Origin of the sequence: Granulicella mallensis, from assembly GCF_014203225.1 — a bacterium.
In the GTDB taxonomy this organism is placed as follows: domain Bacteria; phylum Acidobacteriota; class Terriglobia; order Terriglobales; family Acidobacteriaceae; genus Granulicella; species Granulicella mallensis_A.
The window spans coordinates 1-25029 of the sequence record NZ_JACHIO010000038.1 but is presented as its reverse complement, the minus strand read 5'-3'; the positions used below and the strand labels follow the sequence as shown (position 1 = coordinate 25029).

At 60.5% G+C, this 25029-nt stretch carries 23 protein-coding genes; 19 read left to right on the top strand and 4 right to left on the bottom strand.

The window, feature by feature from the left end; all coding sequences use genetic code 11:
• Positions 1–365: 365 nt before the first annotated feature.
• From HDF15_RS25210 to HDF15_RS25145, 14 genes are all read left to right on the top strand, one after another.
• A complete protein-coding gene (locus tag HDF15_RS25210; RefSeq protein WP_184261150.1) occupies positions 366–1298 on the top strand; it encodes a sensor histidine kinase KdpD in 933 nt (310 codons plus the stop codon).
• A gap of 27 nt (positions 1299–1325) precedes the next feature.
• Positions 1326–2093 (top strand): response regulator transcription factor, encoded by a 768-nt coding sequence (locus tag HDF15_RS25205; RefSeq protein WP_184261147.1) that lies wholly within the window; start codon positions 1326–1328, stop codon positions 2091–2093.
• Positions 2094–2296: 203 nt separating this feature from the next.
• A complete protein-coding gene (gene lptG, locus HDF15_RS25200) occupies positions 2297–4648 on the top strand; it encodes an LPS export ABC transporter permease LptG (protein WP_184261144.1) in 2352 nt (783 codons plus the stop codon).
• A gap of 142 nt (positions 4649–4790) precedes the next feature.
• Positions 4791–5531, top strand: a complete 741-nt coding sequence (locus tag HDF15_RS25195; RefSeq protein ID WP_184261141.1) for an FKBP-type peptidyl-prolyl cis-trans isomerase — start codon at positions 4791–4793, stop codon at positions 5529–5531.
• Between the two features lie 114 nt (positions 5532–5645).
• A complete protein-coding gene (locus HDF15_RS25190) occupies positions 5646–7394 on the top strand; it encodes an ABC transporter ATP-binding protein (protein WP_184261138.1) in 1749 nt (582 codons plus the stop codon).
• Between the two features lie 288 nt (positions 7395–7682).
• Entirely contained in the window at positions 7683–8720 is a 1038-nt protein-coding gene (locus HDF15_RS25185) for a hypothetical protein (protein WP_184261135.1), read from the top strand.
• A gap of 73 nt (positions 8721–8793) precedes the next feature.
• Positions 8794–9957, top strand: coding sequence for a permease (locus HDF15_RS25180; RefSeq protein ID WP_184261132.1), 1164 nt, complete (start codon positions 8794–8796; stop codon positions 9955–9957).
• A gap of 185 nt (positions 9958–10142) precedes the next feature.
• The gene (rdgB, locus tag HDF15_RS25175; protein WP_184261129.1) at positions 10143–10754 is read left to right on the top strand and encodes an RdgB/HAM1 family non-canonical purine NTP pyrophosphatase; all 612 of its coding nucleotides are present in this window, start codon (positions 10143–10145) and stop codon (positions 10752–10754) included.
• Positions 10755–10933: 179 nt separating this feature from the next.
• Entirely contained in the window at positions 10934–11731 is a 798-nt protein-coding gene (locus HDF15_RS25170; RefSeq protein ID WP_184261127.1) for a succinate dehydrogenase, read from the top strand.
• Between the two features lie 95 nt (positions 11732–11826).
• Positions 11827–13602, top strand: coding sequence for a succinate dehydrogenase flavoprotein subunit (sdhA, locus tag HDF15_RS25165; protein WP_184261124.1), 1776 nt, complete (start codon positions 11827–11829; stop codon positions 13600–13602).
• 321 nt (positions 13603–13923) lie between these two features.
• The gene (locus HDF15_RS25160) at positions 13924–14322 is read left to right on the top strand and encodes a hypothetical protein (protein ID WP_184261121.1); all 399 of its coding nucleotides are present in this window, start codon (positions 13924–13926) and stop codon (positions 14320–14322) included.
• Between the two features lie 118 nt (positions 14323–14440).
• Entirely contained in the window at positions 14441–14635 is a 195-nt protein-coding gene (locus HDF15_RS25155; protein WP_014264523.1) for a hypothetical protein, read from the top strand.
• A 110-nt stretch (positions 14636–14745) separates the two neighbouring features.
• The gene (gene sdhB, locus HDF15_RS25150) at positions 14746–15504 is read left to right on the top strand and encodes a succinate dehydrogenase iron-sulfur subunit (protein WP_184261118.1); all 759 of its coding nucleotides are present in this window, start codon (positions 14746–14748) and stop codon (positions 15502–15504) included.
• Between the two features lie 562 nt (positions 15505–16066).
• Complete coding sequence (locus tag HDF15_RS25145) at positions 16067–17971, top strand: serine hydrolase (protein ID WP_184261115.1); 1905 nt, start codon at positions 16067–16069, stop codon at positions 17969–17971.
• Between the two features lie 380 nt (positions 17972–18351).
• On the opposite strand, the gene HDF15_RS25140 is transcribed toward HDF15_RS25145, so the two are convergent.
• Positions 18352–19116, bottom strand: a complete 765-nt coding sequence (locus HDF15_RS25140; RefSeq protein ID WP_184261112.1) for a DUF3050 domain-containing protein — start codon at positions 19114–19116, stop codon at positions 18352–18354.
• Between the two features lie 466 nt (positions 19117–19582).
• On the opposite strand from HDF15_RS25140, the gene HDF15_RS25135 reads away from it, so the two are divergent.
• Positions 19583–19996, top strand: coding sequence for a heme-binding protein (locus HDF15_RS25135; protein ID WP_014264518.1), 414 nt, complete (start codon positions 19583–19585; stop codon positions 19994–19996).
• Positions 19997–20066: 70 nt separating this feature from the next.
• Here the strand turns inward: HDF15_RS25135 and HDF15_RS25130 are convergent, their stop codons facing one another.
• Positions 20067–20270 carry a hypothetical protein gene (locus tag HDF15_RS25130; protein WP_184261109.1) on the bottom strand — a complete coding sequence of 68 codons (204 nt, stop codon included), beginning with the start codon at positions 20268–20270 and terminating at the stop codon, positions 20067–20069.
• A 74-nt stretch (positions 20271–20344) separates the two neighbouring features.
• On the opposite strand from HDF15_RS25130, the gene HDF15_RS25125 reads away from it, so the two are divergent.
• Complete coding sequence (locus HDF15_RS25125) at positions 20345–21553, top strand: dipeptidase (protein WP_260331391.1); 1209 nt, start codon at positions 20345–20347, stop codon at positions 21551–21553.
• A 4-nt stretch (positions 21554–21557) separates the two neighbouring features.
• Here HDF15_RS25125 and HDF15_RS25120 read toward each other — a convergent pair whose 3' ends face one another.
• A complete protein-coding gene (locus HDF15_RS25120; RefSeq protein ID WP_184261106.1) occupies positions 21558–21851 on the bottom strand; it encodes a putative quinol monooxygenase in 294 nt (97 codons plus the stop codon).
• A 129-nt stretch (positions 21852–21980) separates the two neighbouring features.
• Here HDF15_RS25120 and HDF15_RS25115 point away from each other — a divergent pair, with 129 nt between their 5' ends.
• Both HDF15_RS25115 and HDF15_RS25110 read left to right on the top strand, forming a co-directional pair.
• Entirely contained in the window at positions 21981–22709 is a 729-nt protein-coding gene (locus HDF15_RS25115; RefSeq protein ID WP_184261103.1) for a peptidylprolyl isomerase, read from the top strand.
• Between the two features lie 104 nt (positions 22710–22813).
• Entirely contained in the window at positions 22814–23320 is a 507-nt protein-coding gene (locus tag HDF15_RS25110) for a peptidylprolyl isomerase (RefSeq protein WP_184261100.1), read from the top strand.
• A 250-nt stretch (positions 23321–23570) separates the two neighbouring features.
• Here the strand turns inward: HDF15_RS25110 and mdh are convergent, their stop codons facing one another.
• On the bottom strand, positions 23571–24500 hold the full coding sequence (mdh, locus tag HDF15_RS25105) for a malate dehydrogenase (RefSeq protein ID WP_184261097.1): 930 nt from the start codon (positions 24498–24500) through the stop codon (positions 23571–23573).
• 175 nt (positions 24501–24675) lie between these two features.
• Here mdh and HDF15_RS25100 point away from each other — a divergent pair, with 175 nt between their 5' ends.
• Positions 24676–24927 (top strand): type II toxin-antitoxin system prevent-host-death family antitoxin, encoded by a 252-nt coding sequence (locus HDF15_RS25100; protein ID WP_184261094.1) that lies wholly within the window; start codon positions 24676–24678, stop codon positions 24925–24927.
• Positions 24928–25029 lie beyond the last annotated feature (102 nt).

The window sequence follows — 25029 nt, the reverse complement described above, 5'->3', positions numbered from 1 at the left end:
CCTGCGACTGCTTCAACCTCTTCCCTCTTGCATCTACTGCCGTCAAATAGCAAAATCGCTGATGTAGATCTACTCCTACGTGGGTCTGCATGGCGCATCTTCCTCCGGATGGATTATCTGTGCCTCGAGCACGTACCAGGAAGGTACGCCGCTCTTCATACCATCTGAGCCATCGGCGAAGGACCCCCGCATTAAGTGCCACCACAAGCGCACGTGCCCACCGACAGCGTTCGGGCACGATCTCGTGGTCTTCCCCCATACCTCGGTGCCACCACGAATGCGGGGGTCCTTCGCGTACCGCTCAGGATGACGACGAAAAACAAACACCCGCTATACTCTGGAGAACGTTCGACGCCTTTACACCTATGAACTTCAACCGACGCCGCGGAGCCATCGCCCTCTTCATCACGCTCGGCGTCTTTATGAGCGGCGTAGCCATTACGCTCAATATCGGCTGGATCCTGCTCAACACCCGCCGTCTCGCCACGGACATCTTCGGGGTCATCCTCTTCTCCGCCCTCATCGCGGGCGTCGTGCTGAACACCGTCTTCCTCGTCCGCGAGATCCGCCGCAACGAGCGGCAGGACTCCTTCCTGAACGCCGTCACGCACGAGCTCAAAACTCCCATTGCCAGCATCCGTCTCTACCTCGAAACGCTGCAGCGCCATCCTGTCGACGAAGCCCAGCGCCAGAAGTTTTACGGCATCATGCGCTCCGACACCGATCGCCTGCTGAACACCGTCGAGACCGTCCTCAAGGCCGGCGAACTCGGCCAGAGACGCGTGCAGCAGCGCGCGCGCATCGAGCTTCATCCCCTGGTCGCGGACTGCATCCAGACGGTGCTTCGCCGCCACCATCTCTCTCCGGAGACCATCGAGCTTGCCGAAGTCCCCGGCAATGTTCGCCTCTACGTGATGGGCAACGCCGAGGACCTGCGCACCGCCGTCATGAACCTGCTCGATAACGCGGTGAAGTATTCGCCCAACGGCGTTCACATCGTCTGTCGTCTGGGCATTGAACGCTACACCTGGGTCGTGCTGTCCATCACCGATACCGGCCTGGGCATTCCTCCACCGGAGCTCAAGCGCATCTTCAAACGCTTCTACCGCGCCCCCGCCAACGACCCGGTCAAGATCAAGGGAACGGGACTCGGCCTCTTTCTCGTCCGCACCATCGCCCGGCAGCATGGCGGCAGCGTTCGAGCCACCAGCGAAGGCTCCGGCAAAGGCTCCACCATGCTGCTGCGACTGCCGCTGGCCATCGGCAACAATGCAACAGCTGCGTCCAAAAACGCCTAACCTATATCGTGGGAGCAGCAAACGCGAATGCCACAACAATCCCTCATCGCCGTCATCGAAGACGAAGAGCACCTCGCGCAAGGCCTGCTCTTCAACCTGGAGGCCGAGGGCTATCGCGTGCACCACGAATCCGATGGCGACGCCGCACTCGCATGGCTGCTGGCAACGGAAGAACAGCCCACCGCCATCCTGCTCGACGTCATGCTCCCTGGCCGCGACGGCTTCTCCATCGTCCGTGCCCTGCGCGAGGCCGGCCACTACACGCCAGTCCTGATGCTGACGGCGCGCGGACGCAGCGAAGACGTTGTCGAGGGCTTTGAAGCCGGCGCGGACGACTATCTACCCAAGCCCTTCGATCTGGCCATCCTCTTCGCCCGCCTCAGCGGCCTGCTTCGCCGCATGCACTGGCAGCGCGAGCAGACTCCGGCCGTCGACACCCCGCCTCCTGTCCCTGCTCCACTCCCGGAGGAAGAGGTCACCAACCCTGTGGGGATCTATCTCTGCGCCGGCCGCACCATCAACTTCGACGACCTGGAGATCCGCACCCCCGACAAGGTCGTGCACCTCACACTCATGGAGGCGGACCTGCTGCGCTACCTCATCGAGAGACCAGGCAAGATCATCGCCCGCAAAGAGATCCTTGAAAATGTCTGGCACGTGCATGAGGACACCGACACCCGCGCCATCGACAACTTCATCGTCCGCCTGCGCCGCTACCTCGAACCCAACCCTTCCAACCCGGTGCACCTGCTGACCGTACGCGGCGTCGGCTATCGCTTCATACCCGAAGAATAGGGCTCAGGGCTCAGGGCTCAGGGCTCAGGGCTCAGGGCTCAGGGCTCAGGGCTCAGGGCTCAGAAATACAAGACCAGCACAGCTCACTCATGTCAACCCCTATTCTCTGAACCTGACACCTGATCTCTGAGCCCTAAACCCTGGGCCCTGAGCCCTATCCTCTCGCGGTACACTCAAAACAGCCGCATGGACGCGGCATCAACTTGCGCATCTTCACTCGGTACATTCTTCGCGAGGTTGTCGGCTACGCTCTGCTGGGTGGCGTGCTCTTCACCTTCATCCTATTCATGAAGTATCTGCTCGCACTGATGGAGCTCGCCGTACACGGCGCGGCCTCGTTCGCCGATATTATCCGCCTCATCGGCTACCTCCTCCCCTACTTCCTCACACTGACCATTCCGATGGCTGTGTTGATCGGCATCCTTCTCGGCCTCAGCCGCCTGGCTGCCGACAGCGAAATCACTGCGATGCGCGCCAGCGGTATGGGTGTGCTCTCCTTCGTGCGCATCGTCAGCATCGTCGCGGTGTTTGCGTGGGCGGTAGGCCTTGTGAACTCGCTCTACGTCGCCCCGCGCGCTGCCGCAGCGCTGATCCAATATGAGTCACAGGGAGCAAGCGGCGCGGCGGCTATCCAGGTGCAGCCACGCGTCTTCTACGAGGACTTCAAGAACTACGTCCTCTATGTGCAGGACGTACTTCCGGGTACCGGCGCCTCCGAATGGAAGAACGTCTTTCTAGCCGACCTCACACAGCCGGCAACGCCGCACATTATCACCGCGCAGCAAGCCCTTGTCTTGCCGGGTGACCCCGCGACCCTGCGCATGCAGCTCTCTGACGGGTCGCGGCACGACATCGCCGCCAATGATCCGAACCAGTACGATATCTCCACCTTTGCCACCACCGAACTGCCTATCCAGACGGGGCAGCAAGAAGAAGACACACACCTAAGCCGCCGCGACACGCCCACCCAGGCACTCAGCATGAGCGAGCTATGGAAGTACGCGCATGGCAGCGGCGACACGCAGCCTTACTCCATCGAACTCCACCGCCGGTTTTCGTACCCCGCGGCGTGCCTCGTTCTAATGCTGGTCGGTGTGCCCCTCGGTCTCTCGTCCAAGCGCGGCGGCAAGGGTACGGGCTTCGCGATTACGCTGGTTCTGGTCTTCGCTTACTACATCCTCTCGTTCGTTGGCAGTGCGCTCGCCCGGCAGGGCAAGCTCTCGGCCTTTGCCGGGGTTTGGGGAGCCAACATCATCTTCGGCGTCGCCGGTATCCTGCTGCTGCAACAGATGTCGCGCGGCGGCGTCGCGCTCAACCTGCTCGCGAGCGCCGGGGCGACGCTCAGCAGGCTGTTCTCGAGGCCTCGCCGTACCAAGTCCGCCAACACAGAGGGCTTCGGCTCGGGCGCACGCATGCAGCAGCTTCGCCGTGCCCTGCGTATTCGCTTTCCGCTCATCCTCGACGAGTACGTCATGGGCAACTTCCTGCGGAACTTCGGCCTTGTACTGGTAAGCCTCGTCGGGCTTTTTCTTATCTTCACCTTCTTCGAGCTCATCGGCGACATCATCAAGTACCGTGTTCCCTTCGTCACCGTCGGCGAGTATCTGCTGAATCTGATCCCCTTCATCCTCTATCACGTCACACCACTCTGCGCCCTGGTTGCCGTGCTCATTACCTTCGGCGCCTTCAGCCGCACCAGCGAACTCACCGCCATGAAGGCCACCGGCATCAGCCTCTACCGCATCGCCGCCCCGGTGCTCGTAGTTGCCCTGGCCCTCTCGGTCGCGCTCTTCGCCTTCGACGAGACGTATCTTCCCGGCGCCAACCGCCGCCAGGAGGCCCTGCGCGCAGAGATCAAGGGCAAACCCGCCCAGACCTTCCTGCGTCCTGATCGCAAGTGGATGTCCGGCCAGACCCTGGGCAACAAAGAGCCCACACGCATCTTCTATTACCAGTTCTTCGACCCCGACAAGAACGCCTTTGCCAACCTGACGGTCTTCGAGTTCCAGCCCGGTTCGTTTACGCTCACGCGCCGCATCTTCGCCACCAGCGCCCGCTGGGACGACAGCGTCGGCCGCTGGGTCTTCGAGAACGGCTGGCAACGCACCTTTAGCGGAGAAGTCACCAGCAGTTATCAGCCGTTCACCATCAACACCTTTCCGGAGATCCGCGAGCAACCGAGTTACTTCAAGAAAGAGGACCGCCAGTCGCAAGAGATGTCGTACAGCGAACTCTCGGCTTACACCCGCGACCTGAAGCAAAGCGGCTTCGACACCACGCGGCTGCGGGTGCAACTGAATACCAAGATCGCCTATCCGCTGATGGCTCTGGTCATGGCGATTCTTGCCGTGCCGTTCGCGCTCTCCACCGGCAAACGAGGCGGCCTTGCCGGAATGGGCGCAGGCATCGGCGTCGCCATCGGCTATTGGGTCATCGCAGCCGTCTTCGAGAACCTCGGCAACGTCAACTCTCTGCCTTCCATCCTCGCGGCCTGGTCGCCGGACATCCTCTTCGCCATGGTCGGTACGTACCTGCTGCTGCGCGTACCCACGTAATCCCTGTTGTTTGTTTTTCGTCGTCATCCTGAGTCCTGAGCGAAGTCGAATGGACGAAGGACCCCCGCATTTTGGAGTGGCAAAGAGATGGGAGCCACAACTTCACCACGAAACTACAGTGCCGAGCTAAACTAGGACCGAAATGAAAACCACAACTCTCTCCGCCCTCGCCCTCGTCGCGACAGCTCTCCCGCTCGCGGCACAGACATCCTCAACCACGCCCGTCCACCACGCCACCGCCGCAACTGCACATCGCGTTGTCGGCTGCTCTACCGTCCCCACGCTTTCGCCCAAGATCCCCGCGCTGCCTGCCGGAACCTCCTGTGCCAAGCCGCTCTACACCCTCACACGTGTGCCTGAGATGAAGTTGGACTACGCCTCGCCGCTCCTCAGCCCTGAGGTCCGCGAGAGCCTGGGAGCAGTCCCAACCACCTACTCGCTCAACTACGTCGATATCACCGTCGGCACGGGAGATCCCGTTCGTCAGGGCAAATATCTGTCCGTGAAGTACACTGGCTACCTGCCGGACGGCACCAAGTTCGACTCCTCCGAAGACCACCCCGGCAAGGAGCCCATCTCCTTCCCCTACGGCATGCATCGCGTCATCCAGGGCTGGGACACCGGCTTTGAGGGCATGCACGTTGGCGGCAAGCGCCGCCTCTTCATCCCCTATCAGCTGGCCTACGGCGAGCAGGGCCGTCCTCCCATCATCCCCGCGAAGGCTATGCTGGTATTCGACATGGAAGTCGTCAGCGAGAGCGACAGCGCCCCCGCACCCAAGACACCTCCAGCTCCTCCCGTACACCCCGTGCCGCCTGCCGCCAAGCCCGCAACCCCCGCGGGAACAACCACGCAGCCTGCATCCACAACCCCCAAGCAGTAATCTAACTAATAGTGTCGGCGGGGCATGGCATCCAGCCATGCCCCGCCACTTCTGCCACTTCTGCCTTTTCTGTTTTCTGTTTTCTGCTTCCTAATTCCTGTTTGCTGCCTCTATATGTTTCAACGCCTCAGTCCGCTGTTCCCCTATCTCAAACGCTACTGGCGGAACTTCGCCCTGGGCGGTCTGTCTCTCATCCTCTATAACGGTGCCAAGGCGATGGTTCCGCTCGTGGTCGGCTCCGCCATCGACGACATGCGCCACGGCCTGAGCGCAGCCAAGGTCGAACACCACTCGCTGCTCCTGCTGGGCATCGCGACTGTCTCCGGCATCTTCCTCTATCTCATGCGCCAGATCATCATCGGCGCCTCGCGCGAGATCGAGTACGACCTGCGCAACGACCTCTTCGCTCACCTCGAACTGCAGCCGCCCAGCTTCTTCCAGCAGCACCGCACCGGCGACATCATGGCGCGGTCGACCAACGACCTGAACGCCGTGCGCCAGTTGCTCGGCCCGGCCATCATGTACAGCGCGAACACCATCTTCTTCACCGCCGTCGCGCTTCCGTTCATGCTCCGCATCAGCCCCTGGCTGACGTTGTGCGCCTTCGTCCCGCTGCCCTTCGCGTCTGTCCTTGTGCAGTACTTCGGCGCGCGCATTCATACGCGCTTCGAGCGCATCCAGGCCATGTTCTCCGACATCTCAGCGCAGGCCGAAGAGAACTTCTCCGGCGCCCGCCTCATCCGCGCCTTCGCCCAGGAAGAGGCCCAGATCGCCGCGTTCGAGGAGTCCAATCGCGAGTACATCCGCCGCAGCCTCCTCCTCGCCCGGCTGATGGCGATGCTCTGGCCCACGCTGGAGTTCTTCCTCGGCTTCTCGCTGATGCTCACCCTCTTCGTCGGCGGCCGCGAGGTCGTCCTGCACCACATGAGCGTCGGCCAGTTCACGACCTACAACGTCTACATGGTGCAGCTCATCTGGCCGATGATCGCGGTCGGGTGGGTCGTCAACCTCGTGCAGCGCGGCGCAGCCTCGGTCGTCCGCATCGACCAGTTGATGAAGCAGCAGCCCGCCATCGACGACAGCGAAGCGAAGCCGGAAGTCGCCATCGAGCCGGTTGCAGGCAGCATCGAGTTCAACAATCTCAGTTTCGCCTACACCACCGGCGGCGAAGTCCTGCACAACATCTCGCTCGAGATCCCCGCCGGATCGAGCCTCGCCATCGTCGGCCCCACCGGCTCCGGCAAATCGACGCTCGTCTCCCTCATCCCGCGCCTGCAGGAAGCAGCGCCCGGCATGGTGCTGATCGACGGCCGCCCCATCCGCGAGTTCACGCTAGCTTCGCTACGCCATGCCATCGGCTTCGTGCCGCAGGAGACGTTCCTCTTCTCCACCACCATCGCCGACAACATCGCCTTCGGCGTCCCCAAAGCCACAGAAGCCGGGATCGAAGCTGCTGCCCGCACCGCGCACATCGGCACCGAGATCCTCGAATTCCCGCAGGGCTTCGCCACGGTAGTAGGCGAACGCGGCATGACGCTCTCCGGCGGCCAGAAGCAGCGCACCGCCATCGCACGCGCCGTGTTGCGTGATCCACGCATCCTCATCCTCGACGACGCGCTGGCCTCAGTCGACACCTACACCGAAGAGCAGATCCTCAGCGGCCTGCGCACGGCAATGCAGGGCCGCACAACGATCCTCATCGCCCACCGCGTATCGACAGCCCGAAATGCAGACCGCATCGCGGTGCTGGTCGACGGTCGCATCGCCGAACTCGGCACACACGACGAACTGCTCGCACGCGGCGGCTACTACAACGACCTCTACGAAAAGCAGAGCCTGGAAGAAGAGATCCTCACAGCCTAACCCCAATAAATTGGGTGCCCCATCCTCGACGCACGGTTTTATCGTGCGGCAGGGTGGGGTATCGTTTGCGGTAGCAAACGACCGCTCTTCTTCACCCAGCCCCCCTCGCCACTACCAGCCAGGAACGGTCGCGCTTCCGCGCGATACCCCACCCTGCCGCGCAAAAAACGCGCGTCGAGGATGGGGCACCCAATTTTTTGCGGTTGCCTTTGCTTCTCTTGTTGTCATTCCCGCAGGGAATCTGCTTCCCACCCGAACCGCCACAACCCCACCATTTACACTCCTCCCATGCGCGTCCCCCTCCTGCTCACAACGCTGGCCTTCGCCACCGCGGCCCACGCCCAATGGACCATTCAAGACGCCCACACCACCGCCAGCCTGCGCGGCATCCATAGCCTTGGCAACAGCATCGCCTGGGCCTCCGGCACCGACGGCACTGTGCTTCGCACGGAAGACAACGGCACCCATTGGCAACACTGCACCACCCCACCCGCCGCCGAACACCTCGACTTCCGCGGCATACAGGCCTTCGACAACAAAACCGCCATCATCATGTCCAGTGGAAAAGGCGATCTGTCGCGGTTGTATAAGACGACGGATGGATGTCAGACATGGAACTTAATCCTCAAAAACTCTGACCAGGACGGATTTTGGGACGCCCTGATCTTTGAAGATCAGACAACCGGTTTCCTGCTGGGAGATCCAGTGCACGGCTCTTTCTACCTGAGTGAAACAACCAATGGTGGAAAGACATGGAGTCAAAAACACAACCATGCCTTGCAAGCAGACGCTTCCCTGCAAGGAGCCTTCGCTGCCAGTAACACTTCGATGTCCGTCATGCGCGGATTGGCCTCCTTCGGTTCAGGAGGTGTGGGCGGGGCCTTCGTCTATCGCATGGCTCCGTGGTCTTCTGCCCAGGTTCCACTCGGCTCAAAGACTGAGGCCTCAGGCCTATTTTCACTTGCCTTGCTTTCAACAGGACCAGGCGTCGCCGTCGGCGGCGACTACCTCAAACCCAACGACTCCCCCCGCACCGCCGCCTTCACCACCGACGGCGGCCAGCACTGGGCTTCCTCCACCACCTCACCCCACGGCTACCGCAGCGCCGTAGCCTACGACGCCCCCATCAAAACCTGGATCACTGTAGGCCCCAACGGCACCGACATCTCCACCGACGACGGTCGCAACTGGCGCGCCCTCAATCCCAGTCCCACCGACACCCCCGACGCCGACAAGAGCTGGAACGCCCTCTCGCTTCCCTTCGTCGTCGGCCCGCACGGTCGCATCGGTCTACTGCGCAACGACGCTCTCGCCCCGCACAAATAGCCCGAGGTGTAATGCCACGCCGCCGGTTACGTCTGCCCTTGTAGTGACGCAACATACAGAAACAGGAGACGCCATGCTGACCCACCTCATCCAAGCGCTGCAAATGACCGGCATCATGGCCTGGGAGATCCTCTGGGCACTCTGCCTTGGCTTCATCCTCTCCGCCATCATCGAAGCCGTCGTCTCCAAAGAACACGTCAGCAAGCTCCTGCCCGACTCCTCCGCGAAGACCATCGTCATCGCCTCCGCCCTCGGCGCGGCAAGCTCCTCCTGCTCCTACGCAGCCACGGCACTCGCACGCTCGCTCTTTCGCAAGGGCGCGGACTTCATCGCCGCCATCGCCTTCCAGTTCGCTTCCACCAACCTCGTCATAGAACTCAGCGTCCTGCTCGCTGCCCTGCTCGGCTGGCGCTTCATGGCGGCGGAGTTCGTCGGCGGTCCGATCATGATCGCGCTCGTCGTGCTCTTCCTCCGCGCCACGCTCAAGCCCCGCGTCATCGAAGCCGCCCGCAAGCAGGCCGAGCGCGGCCTCATCGGTCGAATGGAGGGCCACGCCGCCATGGACATGAGCCTGCACTCCGGCACCTTCTGGCAGAAGCTCACCTCGGCCAAGGGCTACACCGCAACCACGCACTACTACTGGATGGACTGGTACTCTCTGTGGCCGGACATCGCCGGCGGCCTGCTCATCTCCGGCTGCCTCGCCGCCTGGGTGCCGCAGCACTTCTGGCAGGGCTTCTTCCTCGTCGGCCACCCAACATTAGCCAAGCTCTGGGGACCCCTCATCGGCCCGCTCGTCGCCGTGCTGTCCTTTGTCTGCTCGGTCGGCAACGTACCGCTGGCCGCCGTGCTCTGGAACGGAGGCATCAGCTTCGGAGGCGTCATCGCCTTCCTCTTCGCCGACCTCATCATCCTTCCCATCCTGAACATCTATCGCAAGTACTACGGACTCAAAGTCGCAGCCCTCCTCTTCGCCGCCTTCTACGCCGCGATGGCGCTGTCCTCTCTCGCGGTCGAAGCCCTCTTCGGAGCACTGCATCTCATCCCCCACGACCGTTCCGCGCACATCATGCAGGAGAGCCTCCGCTGGAACTACACCTCCGTGCTCAACATCCTCTTCCTGCTCATCTCCGCGATCCTCCTCCTCCGCTTCCTGAAGACCGGCGGCCCCGAGATGCTGAAGATGATGGACGAGGCCCCGGCACCCGATGCCCCCGCGCACCACTGCTGCCACTGAGAGAAGACAGAGTGTAGAGAGTAGAGGATAGAGTGTAGAGGAACCTGCCGCCGTCAGCATCGCGCCCCAACTCGCCTCTCGAAACTCGCCTCTCGAGCCTCATACCCAACCCCTCTTCGCTCACCCACCTCCTAGCTCTCTGCTCAACCCACCCCCCGCACGAGAACTGTTCTAATCTCGTAACGATGACCCTCTACGCCGCCACCTCCAACCCCGGCAAGCTCGCCGAGTTCGCCACCAGCGCCAGCTCTGCCGGCATCGACGTCCTCGCTCTGCCGGGCCTCCAGTCCATGCCCGAACCCGTCGAAGACGCCCCCACCTTCATGGGCAACGCCGAGCTCAAGGCCGTCGCCTACTCTCTCCTCGTCCCCGGCCTGCTGGTCTTCGCCGACGACTCCGGCCTCGCAGCCGACGTCCTCAACGGCCAGCCCGGCGTTCGCTCCGCACGCTTCGCGGACGACCTCGGTTTCGACTCCGGACACGGCACAAAGGACGAGCGCAACAACCGCTGCCTCCTCTCCCTGCTCGCGAATCACGCCGACCGTACCGCCCGTTTCGTCTGCACCCTGGCCCTCGCCCGCGACGGCGAAGTCCTCCTCCGCTCCGAGGGCACCGTCGAAGGCCAGCTCCTCGACGCCCCGCGCGGCAAGGACGGCTTCGGCTACGACCCCCTCTTCCTCATCCCCTCGCTAAACCTCACATTAGCCGAGGTTTCCCGCGAACAGAAGTGGCAGATCAGCCATCGCGGCAACGCCTTTCGAGACCTCCTCACCCAGCTCCAGGAAACGCCGCTGTAACAAATTCGCACAAAGACGCCGATTACCGCTCACCAAAACCAGCCTTTGCTTGACGCTGCATTTAACACAGCGGAATAATCATCCTGCCTACCCGCGGCACAAACCGCATGAATCTAACCTGCCCACAACCCCAGGCCAAGCTCTAAGCCCAGCCTCCCCAAGGACATCAGGAGTACCGCATGGCCGCAGCCGCACCTCCCGCAACACCCACTCTCCGAGGCGTCCAGCCACTCCGCGCCGGCGAAGGCCACAGCTACCTCTGGCGCCGGTTGCACTCGCTCTCCGGCATCGTGCCCATCGGCGCATTCCTGATCGAGCACATCGTCTCCAACTTCGAAGCCGTCAACGGCCCGCTCGCCTACGCCCAGCAAGTAAAGTTCCTCAACAGCCTGCCGCTGGTCCGCGTCCTCGAGTGGTGCTTCATCTTCATCCCCCTGGCCTTTCATGCGCTCTACGGGGTCTGGATCGCCTTCCGCGGTCGCGCCACAGTAAACGTCTACCCCTGGGCAGGCAACTGGGGCTACCTCACGCAGCGCATCACCGGCATCATTGCGCTGCTCTATATCGTTCAACACCTCTGGCGGCAGCGCTTTAGCGGCGTCAGTCTGCCCGAGCACCCCGGCGCGGCCTTCGCCAAAGTTCAGCACGAGCTGCACAATCCCTGGATGCTGGCCATCTACGTCATCGCGATGATCGCAACCTGCTGGCACTTCGCCTACGGCATCTGGCTCTTCGCCGCCAAGTGGGGCATCACCCCGGGCGATAAGGCTCGCAAGAACTTTGCCTATGTCTGCGCCGCCGGCGGCACGGCACTCTGCGTGCTCGGACTCGTTGGCATGTATGCGTTTATCAATCCGAAGTATGCCAATGCGCCAGAAGACGTGATGCCAGCCCAACCCGCCGGAATCTCTCTTCCCGCCCCGAGCATCGCACCCCCGGGCTCTACCAATCCGCAACAACCCGGCAACGTGCAGTAACCAAGAGCAGCGTCAACAGTCTCGTTAAGGGCATGGCTTTAGCCATGCCACCAAACGCCTAAGTTAGACCGGGGCTTTAGCCCCTGAGGTACGGAATGGCAGCTACACCCAGAATCATCGTCGTCGGAGGAGGCCTCGCCGGTCTCTCCGCCGTCATCAAGATCGCCGAAGCCGGCGGCACGGTCGACCTCTTCTCCATCGTCCCGGTCAAGCGCTCGCACTCGGTCTGCGCCCAGGGCGGCATCAACGCCGCCAAGAACCTCAAGGGCGAAGGCGACGACGTCTTCAAGCACTTCGACGACACCATCTACGGCGGCGACTTCCTCGCCAACCAGACGCCCGTCAAGGCCATGACCGCGCAGGGTCCCGCCATCATCGATCTCCTCGATCGCATGGGCGTGCCCTTCAACCGCACCCCCGAAGGCCTGCTTGACTTCCGCCGCTTCGGTGGAACGCTCTACCACCGCACCGCCTTCGCGGGCGCGACTACAGGCCAGCAATTGCTGTATGCGCTGGATGAACAGGTACGCCGCTACGAGTCCGAGGGCAAGGTCACCAAGTACGAAGGCTGGGAGTTCCTCTCCGCCGTACTCGACTCCAAGGGTGCCGCACGCGGCATCTGCGCGATGGACCTCCGCTCCATGGAGACCCGCACCTTCCCCGCCGACGCCGTCATCGTCTGCACCGGCGGCAACGGAGCCATCTTCGGCAAGTCCACCAACTCCGTCGTCTGCACCGGCTCCGCCCAGTCAGCCCTCTACCAGCAGGGAGCCTTCTACGCCAACGGCGAGTTCATCCAGGTTCACCCCACCGCCATCCCCGGCGAAGACAAGCTGCGCCTCATGTCCGAGTCCGCACGCGGCGAAGGCGGACGCGTCTGGGTACCCCGCGACAAGAACGACAAGCGCGTCGCCCGTTCCATCCCCGAAGCCGACCGCTGGTACTTCCTCGAAGAGTGGTACCCCAAGTACGGCAACCTGGTACCACGCGACGTCGCGACCCGCGCCATCTTCAAGGTCGTCTACGAGCACGGCATGGGCATCGACGGTCAGCCGATGGTCTACCTCGACCTCACGCACATCGATCGCGCCACGCTCGACCGCAAGCTCGAAGGCATCCTGGAGATCTACGAGAAGTTCGTCGGCGACGATCCCCGCGAAGTCCCGATGAAGATCTTCCCCGGCATGCACTACACCATGGGCGGCCTCTGGGTGGACTTCAACCAGCAGACCAACATCCCCGGCGTCTTCGCCGCGGGCGAGGCCGACTATTCCATCCACGGCGCCAACCGCCTCGGCGCGAACTCGCTGCTCTCCTGCATCTACGGCGGCTTCGTCGCCGGACCGCAGGCGATGGCCTACGCCAAGGCCCTGCCCACCCAGGAAGGCGACGGCGGCCACGCCGCCGAACTGGCCCGCCAGAAGGAGATGAACTCCGCCCTGCTGAACAATAAGGGCACGGAGAACCCCTTCAAGATCTGGCGCGAGCTGGGCGAGACCATGACCAAGCACGCAACCATCATTCGGTATAACTCAGGCCTGGATGAAGCCGACGCCAAGATCGTCGAACTGCTGGAGCGCTACCGGAACGTCAACCTCTCGGACAAGAGCCAGTGGGCCAACACCAGCTTCGCCTTCACCCGCCAGCTCTACAACATGCTCGAGCTGGGCCGCGTGATCGTGCAGGGAGCCCGCCTCCGCGACGAGAGCCGCGGCGCGCACTACAAGCCCGACTTCCCCGAGCGCAACGACGAAAAGTTCCTCAAGACCACCAAGGCCTCCTACAAAGACGGCGCTCCCGCCTTCGAGTTCGAAGAGGTCGACACCCAGTTCATCACCCCGCGACCGCGCCGTTACGACGCCACCGCGTAGTTCCAGCTTTTGCTTTTGTCGTTGCTGTTGCCTTTGCCTTTGCCTTTGCTTTTGCTTTTGCTTTTCTTGTTGCCTTTGTTTTTCTTGTTGTCATTCCCGCAGGGAATCTGCTTCTTGCCGGGAGCGAATCTGCTTCCCGCCATAAGCCCAGGCTTTTATCGCAGGACCAGGTTGTTGCTGTAGGGCTGAAGGCCCGTCTCATACCAGCCCAGGGCGTAGCCTTGGGTCAGGTGCCAAAGAAGATCCGAGGGCTGTAAGCCCGACTCATCCCTTTGGCACATAACTAGATTGAAGCGCTTGGGTTCAATCAATGAGGTAAGAATGAGAAAGTTCCTTGTTGCTTTGGCGATCTGCTTTTGTTGTTTCTCAGCGCGCGGTCAGAAGACGCGTTTTGGGCAGGAACTGCCATATGCAAAACCGGGAGTCGCTTACCCGATCAAAGTGCATGTTTCTGGCCTGCATTACCGCACTGAATACACTGGCTCGGGTCTGAACGACGACGTAACGTACGTGGACGCCATCCTCGATGGGAAAAAAGTTGAATTGCAGACGAGGCAATACATTCCCTTTAAGCCCTACCATTTGACACTTGGAGACCATCAGGCCCGACTTTTGAAGGATCCTAATAAAACGAATGACACGCCATTATTCCGGGTATATGAGTTACTTCTGCCGGATAACACCATATGGCGTTGCACAGTCACGGGTATCTCGGAATAGCAAAGTTTTATTTCTTAAAAGGGCACGGCTTTAAGCGCGCCAAACGTGAAACGGGCATGATGCCCACAACCTGCAGGAAGCACTATCCCTTATCGTCGATTTCGCCATCTAACGGTGCATGATCGACCTACTGTACATCACGCTCGCAACCGTCTACGTGGCCGTCGTTGTTGGGATGGTCACCTATAACATCAACCTCCACAGCAAGCGGGACACCCTGGCAGAAAAGGGCCGCCTGCCGATGTCACTGGAAGAAGGCATTCTGGTCTCGCTGGAACACAAGCGGCACCACATATTCGCCAGCAGCCACTAGGCCTCTTCCGCCCTCAGGGTCGCCACGGGCGGCGTTCAAGCCGCCCGCGCGTGATCCCTGTGTAGCACCAGAGAAGTTTGCGGTAAGAGAAAAAGCGAGGGAACACCCACATGGCACAAGCAGCCACCAGGACGATCAAGGTCGAAATCAAACGCCAGTCCACGCCGGACGGCAAAGCCACGACCGAAGCCTTTGAGATTCCCTATCGCCCAAACATGAACATCACCTCGCTGCTCGGCGAGATCGCGCTCAACCCCACGACGGTTACCGGCGTCGAAACCACGCCGATCACCTACGACTCGAACTGCCTGGAAGAGATCTGCGGCTCCTGCGCGATGCTCATCAACGGCAAGGCGATGATGGCCTGCTCCGCGCTGGTCGACAAACTCGAACAACCCATCAAACTCGCCCCCCTGAGCAAGTTCCCCGTCGTTCGTGACCTCGCGGTCGATCGCTCGGTGCTCTTCGAGAACCTGAAGGCCGTCAAGGCCTGGGTACCGATCGACGGCACCTACGACCTCGGCCCCGCGCCGCGCCAGTTCCCGCAGATCCAGGAGCAGCGCTATCCGCTCTCCAACTGCATCTCCTGCACCATCTGCATGGAGGTCTGCCCGCAGTTCAACGACGCCACCGGCTTCGTCGGCGCAGCCACCATCGCCCAGGCCCGCCTCTTTAACATGGACCCCGCCGGCTCCGTGCTCAAGGAAGATCGTCTCCGCGCTCTAGCCGGCGACGGCGGCATCCAGGAGTGCGGCTTCGCCCAGAACTGCGTCCAGGCCTGCCCCAAGGGCCTTCCCCTCACCGAGGCCATCAGCGACATGGGCCGTGATGTGTTCGTGCAGCAGGTGAAGGATCTCTTTACGAGGTAGTTGGGCTGGAGTAATCTCTGGCCAATGAGCTTTTGGACTAAAGCTGGGATCTGGTGCATCTTGCTTTCGGCTGCCTGCTATGGCCTCGCTATGGCACACGGGCATGTGATGTGTGCTGACGATCTAACCGCAGCCCTCATCGCTGGATGCCTTATCTTTGCAGTTGCCTCGGTCGTCTGCTTTATATCGGGCTTTGTAAAGGCTCTGCGCCGCGGCCATGCTGAACAGTAGGCACAACGGTGTGATCGGGTACACCCCATCCCCGAAGGGGCGGCCCCATGTTAGCCCAGGGTGAAACCCTGGGCTAACATGCGTGAAAACTGCAAGTTACTCAATCACAGATCGGCTTTCTCGATGTAGTAGGCACGGATTGCCTTTGGCGTCGCTATCTAGACAAGCGGCATCACGCCTATTCAGCGACGCGCAAACCGGCGGTTTTGTGTAAGCTGAAAGTTGGCAGAACACGTTTAATTATGCAATTAGTTTCCACTATTATTCTACATTATCAATCATACATCACTATGTGGAATTCCGCAAACCAGAAAGATAGGGGGAATAGAACATGAACAAATCCCAGATGTACATCACGATGCCTGACGCGCCTTTACCTGTTGCTTTGCCGGGGGGCTGGACCGTCGTCCACCAAGGCGATCCGCTAACCGTAATGGGCCCGGAATCTGATTTGACGATGTTCTTTCTTGTTCGTCCCGTCACTTCTGACACCGAGCAGTTGTTTCGTCTTGCGTGGCAGCAGGCAGAGCCGGAGTTCGATCTCCCCGTTGGGCAAACAGTGGAGCTGCCCAGCACGGATGGCTGGGATACAGTGGTTCAGGTCTCTTACAGTACGCCCGAGAGCGAGAGCCGGATCGCTATCGCCTTCGCGCGCATGCTCAATACACGCGCTTACATCACCCTCATTGATGGCACAAAAGCGGGCTTCAGCCGACGTATGGCGCATATCGCCGAGTTGAACAATGCCTGGAAGCCTACCGGATTGAAGGAACCGAGCCTTGCTGGTATCTCCCCGAAAGCCTTTGGAGAAGACGAACAAAAGGCCATGAGCTCTTTCGTGGACTGGGCCATGCGGCATATCGGCATTCCGGGTGTTGCTGTTGCCGTCGTCCAGGACGGCAATACCGTGTATGCCGAGGGTTTTGGAGTGCGCAGGGCGGGCGAAACTGATCCGGTTACGCCGGACACCCGCTTCATGATCGGCTCTTCCACCAAGCCGCTGACTACGCTCATGATGGCACGCCTTATCGATAGGGGGCATTTCACGTGGGCGACGCCTGTAACAAAGGTCTTGCCCAGCTTCGCTCTCGCCGACTCCGACGTGACGCAGCGCCTGGAAATGCGGCATACGGTGTGCGCGTGCACTGGCATGCCCCGGCGGGATTTCGATCTGTTTTTTCGATTTCGTGGAGTACGGCCGGAGGACCGCATCGCTGAAATGAAGCAGATGAGTCCCACCACCGGCTTCGGCGAGACATTCCAGTACTCCAATTACCTTGTAGCCGCTGGCGGGTACGCGGCGGCGCACAGTTATGCTCCTGACCTGGACCTGGGCAATGCCTACGACCGCTCGATGCGGCAACTTGTCTTTGAACCCCTTGGCATGCAGCAAAGCTCCGTCCACGGCATTCATTCTCCTCTCGATGCGGCCCCGCACGGTCGCACCTTCGATGGCCGCTGCGCTCCCATCGATCCGGTGATCGAGCAGTTTGTCGATTCCTCGGCTCCCTCTGGGGCTGTCTGGTCCAACGTGCTGGATATGGCCCGGTATCTGAGTTGCGAGTTGCGCAATGGTCAGAACGAGCACGGAGAACAGGTTGTATCGGTGGACAGCCTTCTGGCACGCCGTCGTTCCGCCGTCAGGATTGATGGAAAGACCAGCTATGGATTGGGACTCTTGCTAACCGAACAGCAGGGCCTGGCACAGGTGACGCACGGAGGCAACACGCTCGGCTTTTCAGCGGACATGTTCTTCCTGCCGGAACATGGCGTCGGCATGGTCGTGCTCACCAACCTTCGTGCCGCAAACCTGTTTCTGACCGCGATTGGCCAGAAGTTGATCGAGATCTTATTTGAAGCAGAAAGCAAGGCGGAGACTATCCTTACGGGCGCGAAGAAGGCCCTCGACAATTCACTCGAATCCCTTCGCAAGCGTGTCAAAACGGACCCCGGAGCTACTGCATGGATACGCGACTACGTCGGCAACTATGTTTCGGAAGAATTAGGTCCCGCATCCATCTCGCGAGAGGGAGAAGGCTTCCGCATCGCATTTGAGTCCTGGTCGAGCGATCTCGGAGTTGAGGAGCAATCAAGCGAGAGCCGCCAGATCGTCCTAACCAGCGCCCCTTGGCTGGGAGGCATCAAGCTCCAACTTACTGACGATCCGGACATATTGCTGCTCGACGGTGGCCAAACAAAGTACAGATTCGTGCGAGTTGGAGAGAAGCGTTCCTGAGGCACAAAAACAGCGCTCTTTGGGCTCATAATCCAACCTGCCCGGAATAACAGGCTGATTTTGGTCCAACCGTCAGTACGGACACAATAAGGGGTTGAGGGCTGAAGGCCCGACTCATCGGTAACGCCACAGATGAATCGGGCCTTCAGCCCTCGAATTACAACTGGAACAAAACCTGGGCCGTTAGAGCAAATTTCCTGTGGGTGTATCGCGGAACCGCGACATTTATGGCCGTTTTTCCCAGAAAAACGGTACTGCACGCCTGATTCAAGTTCACAGTAACAGGAAATTTGCTCTAGCCCAGGCTGGTATGAGCCGCGCCTTTGGCGCTGATTTCTCGCCTCTTCCCTCTGCATCACCTCACGGTTACTGCCCTCACCCTACCCCCGAATCAACTCCAAGATCCCATCCCACAACGCCAACCGCGCCTCAATCGCCGCCTCTGCCGCCGTGGCCGCCTCTTCCCACAACTCCGCATCATCCCCACACAAATCCGCCACCATGCGTAGCGAGAGCGGCCCATGATCTTCGCCATCCACCTCGATATGCCGCTCGAGATACCAGATGAACTTCCCAAAACTCCCCGGCTGTTGCCGATTCAAATCCCGCACCAACTCGCGAAAGATATCCGGAATCACATCTTCCCGTCCAAACGTAAACGCCGCCGCCATCGCAGGCACGCTGGCACGATCGATCAACGCAAACGTGGCTCCGACAAACTCCTGTGCCGACTCAGGCGCAACCTCCAGCAGAAGGCCATGAGGCGCACGCTGCACCAGCGTACGAATCGGCGCGGTGTCCGCGCCACACTCCTCCATCGCCTCCAGGTACACCTCGAAGTGGCTTACCGCGCGGCCTTCAAACTGGTCGCTCTCTTCTCCCAGCACGATCTCATTGATGAAGCGGCGGCTCTCCGGCCAGCGCGTCGGAGTCCAGGGCACGGAGACGCACGTTAGCTCCTTCTGCAAAGCCTTCAGCAGAGACATGAAATCCCACACCGCAAACACATGCGATTCCATAAAGAGCTGCAGATGCTCCCGTGTCTTGATCGCCGCATAAAGCGGATGTCGTGTAAGCCGTTCACGAAGCGGAGCAATTCGCGCTTCAATTCCTTCAATCGAGTGGGTGTTGATCAGTACGTTCACCTCTTCATTATCGCCGCATTAAGAGGGAATCCACGAACCGGAAGGGCACGGTTTCAACCGTGCCGACAACGACCGAGCCAACGGCTTACACCTTGCTGCCGCAGGCCGAAGTGAAGGCGCAGCCGTAACGACTGAATTGCTTTCTTCTGCGGAGCCGACACCGCAACGGGATCAAGCACCGTCTCTCTCCCTGTGGAAAGGTCCTGGAGCAGAATCCCTATAGGTATACCCAAGGGCAATCCTTTAGACGGCGCTTTTCCCCAAGAAAAGCGTCACTCCTAAGCTCTTTCCGGGGGACAGTGATAGAGATTCTGCTCTCATAGGGCATCACCTGCCCTACGTTTTGAATCAGCATTCATGACACATTGGCGATTTTCATCATCCTCTACACCGCCCTCGCAACCCGGCATTGCATCCTTTGCATACAATCTCAAAGAGCGCACGTTACTCGCCAGAGGAGATTCCAATGAGCACCACCATCAAGACCCTGCAACTCGCCGACGCCCGCCGCATCATCGCCGCAGCCACCAAAAAAGCCGAAGAGATCAAACAGCCCATGTGCATCGCCGTCGCCGATGCGGGCGGCAACCTGCTCGCCTTCGAGCGCATGGAGAACGCCTGGATGGGTTCCATCGACATCTCCCAGAAGAAGGCCTGGACCTCGCGCGCCTTCGACATCGAGACCGGCCAGCTCGCGGCACACTCGCAGTCCGGCGGCCAGTTCTTCGGCATCCACGCCTCCAACGACGGCAAGGTCATGATCTTCGCCGGCGGCATTCCCATCAAGCAGGACGACAAGGTCATCGGCTCGATCGGTGTCAGCGGCGGCTCCGGCGAACAGGACCACAGCGTCGCCGAAGCTGGCGCAGCAGCGTTCTAACTTCAACCCCTACCAACGCAAGAAGCCCCGCTCCAGGCGGGGCTTCTTCATTGAGCGTCTGTCTGTTGGCTTACTTCGTAAAGATCGAGTTCCCCGGTTCCTTCGTCTCATTGCTGTGGACCCGGTTCTGTGCACGCTTGGCGCTTTCCATGGCTGCGTTATCCACGCGTTCCATGGGAGTCTTGGCTACGTTTGTCGCAACGCCGCCCGTGCTCTCGATCGCCTCATGCGAGGGTCGTGCTCCAGTCTTTGTTGAATCTACACCAATTGCCATAAGTCACCTCTACCCTAGACAGATGGCCTGTAGCTCTCACGGGTTGCCGCGCCATCAGGCAGCAATGGCAGGCATTGTTACAATCGAGCTCGCAGACTGACTACAACGTCAGCGGCCTCAATCACATGCAGGATTTCGCAAAATTTCACGCCTCCACCCTCGTCATCGATGCTCACGCCGACACCCCGCAGCGCTTCGTGGACGAAGGCTGGAACTTCTCCGATCCGTTGAACTCCGGCATGCTGAACCTTGACAGTGCTCGCGAGGGCAACCTTGCCGCCGAGTTCTTCGCCATCTGGGTTGAGCCCAAAGGGTGGCGTGGCCGCTATGCCTATCGCACGCTGCAACTGATCGACGGAGTCTACGAGCAGCTCCGCAAACACCCCACCACTATGCGCCTCGGCCTCACTCCCGCGGACATCGTGCAGGCCCATCGCGACCGCGTCTTCTGTGCGCTGCTAGGTATCGAAGGCGGACATTCCATCGAGGCCGACCTCGGCCTGCTGCGCCTCTATCATCGCCTGGGCGTGCGCTACATGACGCTCACCTGGACCAACACCAACGAGTGGGCCGACAGCTCCGGCGATCTCGACAATCCCAGCGTGCACCACCACAACGGACTCAACGACTTCGGCCGCGACGTCATCCGCGAGATGAACCGCCTGGGCATGATGGTCGACGTAAGCCACGTCTCCGACAAAACTTTTTGGGATGTGCTCCAGACCACGCATGCGCCCATCATCGCGTCGCACTCCAGCTCCCGGGCCCTCACCGACACGCTCCGCAACCTCACCGACGAACAGCTCTGCGCCGTCGCGACGAACAACGGCGTCGTGATGGTGAACTTCTGCACATCCTTCATCGACGACAACTGGCGCACCGCCTGGGCCGCCACCCAGCCGCAGCGCGAGCCGCTCTATGCCGCGGCCACAGCCCCCTACCTCGAACGCGGAGAACCCGTTCCCTACTCTGTTTTTCTCGCCATCGACCGCGCGTTTTACGCGCAGCACCTCGCGCCCACGATGCCGCTTGCTCCCTTCGACTCGCTGATCGACCACTTCGATCACGTCGCCAAGGTTGCTGGCATCGACCACGTCGGCATCGGCTCGGACTTCGACGGCTTTTCCATCCTGCCGGCCGAGATCTCCAGCGCCGCCGACCTGCCGAAGATTACCGCCGCACTCCAGCAGCGCGGCTACACCGAGGAGCAATTAAAGAAACTCCTCGGAGGAAATCTCCTTCGCGTCTTCGCCGATGTCCAGGCCGAGGCCGCGAAGGAGTAGCCCACTACTTCGAAGCCAGAACTTCCATCTTCTCGATCTTGATCTCATTCGAGAACAGATCCGGCGCGCTCGCCATCAGCGCCTTCGCGATCTCGCCAGTCAGATGAGCGTCGCGACCTTCCTCGTCAGCGAACGTGTCGAACACGCCATACATACCCGGCGCAATCTTCACCCCATACCAGTTCACCGTCAACGGCTCTTCATTCGCCATCGCTCCACCCTGGCTCAGAAACGCCTCTACCTCGGCCTCTTTGCCCGGCTTCGCCTTCAACATCACCCAGATTGCTTTTTTAACCATGATTGAATTCTCCCTTAATATGCGACACAGCCATGAGACATACGATGCCATAGAAACGTTACACGAAGACCAATCGATCGAACCGCCCCTTTGCCCCGCTCGCCTCTTCGGAGTAGCCTTGTACCTGAAATGACGTTCGCGAACCTCAAGCTCCCTGCTCTCCTCTGCTCGCTCGTCCTCTCCGCGGCGGCCTACGCTCAGACCCCAACCCCGGCAGCACTGCCTGACGCGCCCAGCACCACCGCGCACGATGAGCCACCCGCAGTCCCCACCGGCCCCACCGTCGTCATCGATACCACGATGGGACGGCTGACCTGCAAGTTCTTCGATAAGGAAGCACCCCTTACCGTCGCCAACTTCATCGGCCTCGCCACCGGCAAGAAAGCCTGGACCGATCCCACCACACAGAAGCAGGTCACCGGCAAGCCCTTCTATGACGGCACAACCTTCCACCGCGTCATCCCCGGCTTCATGATCCAGGGAGGCGACCGTCTCGGCACCGGCAGCGGTGACCCAGGCTTCTACTTTGAAGACGAATTCTCGCCCGCGCTGCGCTTCGACATCCCCGGACGTCTTGCCATGGCCAACTCCGGCCCCAACACCAACGGCTCACAGTTCTTCATCACCGAAGCGCCCCAGCCCGACCTCAACGGCAAGCACACCATCTTTGGCCAGTGCGATGCTCATAGCGTTCTGCTCGTGGCCTCCATCGCACGCGTCGAGCGCAACGCCGAAGACAAGCCGCTGACTCCCGTGGTCATGAACAAAGTGACGATCGTTCCCGACGGCCAACCCCTTCCACCGGAACCGGCTCTCCCCGCCACTCCCCCTGTGGCAGCCCAACATCCGCCGCAATAATCGCCTTTTCTCTCTGCTATTTTCCTCATAGCTCGTCGCTGATCAGAAACCCACGAGCTATCCCAGAGCATCCAATCTTCAACCAAAGCACGTAAGGAGAAACAATGCCCACTACCGCAACCTTCAAGACCTCCGAAGGCACCATCGTCTGCAACCTCTTCGAGGCTGAAGCCCCCGAAACCGTCGCCAACTTCATCGCCCTGGCCGAAGGCACCAAGGAGTGGAACTCGCGCTCCAAGAAGGGTGCCAAGCTCTATGACGGAACCGTCTTCCACCGCGTCATCCCCGAGTTCATGATCCAGGGTGGCGACCCCGAAGGCAACGGCATGGGCGGTCCCGGCTACAAGTTCGCCGACGAGACCAAGGGCAGCCCCCACCACTTCAAGCAGCCCGGCAAACTCGCCATGGCAAACTCCGGCCCCAACACCAACGGCTCGCAGTTCTTCATCACCGTCACCGACACCAGCTGGCTCACCGGCAAGCACACCATCTTCGGCGAAGTCACCGAAGGCTACGACATCGTCGAGAAGATCAGCAAGGTATCGCGCGACGGCATGGACCGCCCCAAGACAGCGGTCGTACTCGAGAGCGTCACCATCAACCGCAGCTAGTTCAGCTTCTAAAGCAACACAAGGGCTCGCCTCGGCGAGCCCTTGGTGCGTCCTTAGAGCGCTTTACTCATGCTCTAGTGTCCTGATTCGTGCATTCGTTGCCCCGCCGATTGCCTTTGCTTTGAAGGGGCGGGACTTCAGTCCCGCCGTCTCTGCACTATTGTTAGTGTGGCTTTAGCCACGGAGGGAATGCTCGCTTGGCCAAGAGCCCCTTCACGGCTAAAGCCCGGATCTCCCCCCAGCCAACCAACTACGCAACGCCGATAACGGTGCACAACTCGCGTACCGCTTCCGCGCTCTTGTTCAACGCAGCCTGCTCCTCAGCCGTAAGCTTGATCTCGATGATCTGCTCCAGGCCCTTCGCCCCCAGCTTGCACGGCACACCAACGTACAGACCGCTGATACCATACTCGCCCTGTAGATAAGCCGCGCACGGAAGGATCTTCTTCTTGTCCTTCAGGATCGCCTCGACCATCTCCACAGCCGCCGCCGAAGGCGCGTAATACGCCGAGCCGGTCTTGAGATGCTTCACAATCTCAGCGCCGCCATTGGCCGTACGAGTCTCAAGCTCCTTCAACCGTGTGGGCTCGATCAGCTCCGTGATGGGAATGCCGGCCATCGTCGAGTAGCGCGACAGCGGCACCATCGTGTCGCCGTGTCCGCCGAGCACGAACGCCGTTACGTTCTCCACCGACACCTTCAACTCCTCGGCGATGAACGTGCGGAAGCGCGCAGAGTCGAGCACACCAGCCATGCCGATCACACGCTCACGCGGCAGCCCGGCTTTCTTGAAGGCCGTCTGCGCCATCGCGTCGAGTGGGTTCGAAACGATGATGAGGATCGTATTCGGTGATGCCTTCACGACCTTCTCGACCACCTCGCTCATGATCTTGAAGTTGGTATTCAACAAATCGTCGCGGCTCATGCCGGGCTTGCGAGCGATGCCCGCCGTAATCACAACGATGTCGGAGTTCGCGGTATCGGCATAGTCGTTCGTACCGACGATCGAGCAATCGCGCTTCTCGATCGGCATCGCCTGAGAGAGGTCGAGGGCCTTGCCCTGCGGCACGCCTTCGATGACATCGATCAGCACAACGTCCGCGAGTTCTTTCGCTGCAATCCAATGAGCGGCAGTGGCGCCGACGTTACCGGCACCGACAATAGTGACTTTCTTACGCATGGTGAAAAGTTCTCCAGAAGGGTATGGCGCCCGTAGCGCCCGCGGTCGCAGGCTCTTGCGTGTCGTCTTTTTAATGATACCTGCCAACACCCGAACATTTGACCGCTAACCGGCCAATTGTCGCCTGCTCGCACCAATGCTAACCTAGTCAGGTACCTGGTCAGGAGCGTCCGGCATGGCAACGTGGCAGCTACAGGAAGCAAAGGCAAAGTTTAGCGAAGTCATTGACACCGCCAAGAAGAAGGGGCCTCAGATCATTACGCAGCGTGGCGTGAAAACTGCAGTAATCCAATCATTTGAGGAATGGGAACAGAGCCAACAACAGGAAAAGCGAACACTCCTTGAAGTTCTTCAATCCGGACCATACATCGAGATTCCTCTTCCTCCACGCGGTCAAATGCGGCATCGTAAACCGGTCAAGTTCTGATGTATTTGCTAGGGCGTGTTCACGCTATCTGAGCGCTTCGACGAGGAGTGCGAAGTGGAGGAAGCCGATAAAGAGTACGTCCAGTTTCTCGAAGCGGGAGAA

Coding starts and splice junctions, on each gene's coding strand:
- HDF15_RS25210 (WP_184261150.1), top strand. CDS start 366: ATGAACTTCAACCGACGCCGCGGAGCCATCGCCCTCTTCATCACGCTC.
- HDF15_RS25205 (WP_184261147.1), top strand. CDS start 1,326: ATGCCACAACAATCCCTCATCGCCGTCATCGAAGACGAAGAGCACCTC.
- HDF15_RS25195 (WP_184261141.1), top strand. CDS start 4,791: ATGAAAACCACAACTCTCTCCGCCCTCGCCCTCGTCGCGACAGCTCTC.
- HDF15_RS25190 (WP_184261138.1), top strand. CDS start 5,646: ATGTTTCAACGCCTCAGTCCGCTGTTCCCCTATCTCAAACGCTACTGG.
- HDF15_RS25185 (WP_184261135.1), top strand. CDS start 7,683: ATGCGCGTCCCCCTCCTGCTCACAACGCTGGCCTTCGCCACCGCGGCC.
- HDF15_RS25180 (WP_184261132.1), top strand. CDS start 8,794: ATGCTGACCCACCTCATCCAAGCGCTGCAAATGACCGGCATCATGGCC.
- rdgB (WP_184261129.1), top strand. CDS start 10,143: ATGACCCTCTACGCCGCCACCTCCAACCCCGGCAAGCTCGCCGAGTTC.
- HDF15_RS25170 (WP_184261127.1), top strand. CDS start 10,934: ATGGCCGCAGCCGCACCTCCCGCAACACCCACTCTCCGAGGCGTCCAG.
- sdhA (WP_184261124.1), top strand. CDS start 11,827: ATGGCAGCTACACCCAGAATCATCGTCGTCGGAGGAGGCCTCGCCGGT.
- HDF15_RS25160 (WP_184261121.1), top strand. CDS start 13,924: ATGAGAAAGTTCCTTGTTGCTTTGGCGATCTGCTTTTGTTGTTTCTCA.
- HDF15_RS25155 (WP_014264523.1), top strand. CDS start 14,441: ATGATCGACCTACTGTACATCACGCTCGCAACCGTCTACGTGGCCGTC.
- sdhB (WP_184261118.1), top strand. CDS start 14,746: ATGGCACAAGCAGCCACCAGGACGATCAAGGTCGAAATCAAACGCCAG.
- HDF15_RS25145 (WP_184261115.1), top strand. CDS start 16,067: ATGAACAAATCCCAGATGTACATCACGATGCCTGACGCGCCTTTACCT.
- HDF15_RS25135 (WP_014264518.1), top strand. CDS start 19,583: ATGAGCACCACCATCAAGACCCTGCAACTCGCCGACGCCCGCCGCATC.
- HDF15_RS25130 (WP_184261109.1), bottom strand. CDS start 20,270: ATGGCAATTGGTGTAGATTCAACAAAGACTGGAGCACGACCCTCGCAT.
- HDF15_RS25120 (WP_184261106.1), bottom strand. CDS start 21,851: ATGGTTAAAAAAGCAATCTGGGTGATGTTGAAGGCGAAGCCGGGCAAA.
- HDF15_RS25115 (WP_184261103.1), top strand. CDS start 21,981: ATGACGTTCGCGAACCTCAAGCTCCCTGCTCTCCTCTGCTCGCTCGTC.
- HDF15_RS25110 (WP_184261100.1), top strand. CDS start 22,814: ATGCCCACTACCGCAACCTTCAAGACCTCCGAAGGCACCATCGTCTGC.
- mdh (WP_184261097.1), bottom strand. CDS start 24,500: ATGCGTAAGAAAGTCACTATTGTCGGTGCCGGTAACGTCGGCGCCACT.
- HDF15_RS25100 (WP_184261094.1), top strand. CDS start 24,676: ATGGCAACGTGGCAGCTACAGGAAGCAAAGGCAAAGTTTAGCGAAGTC.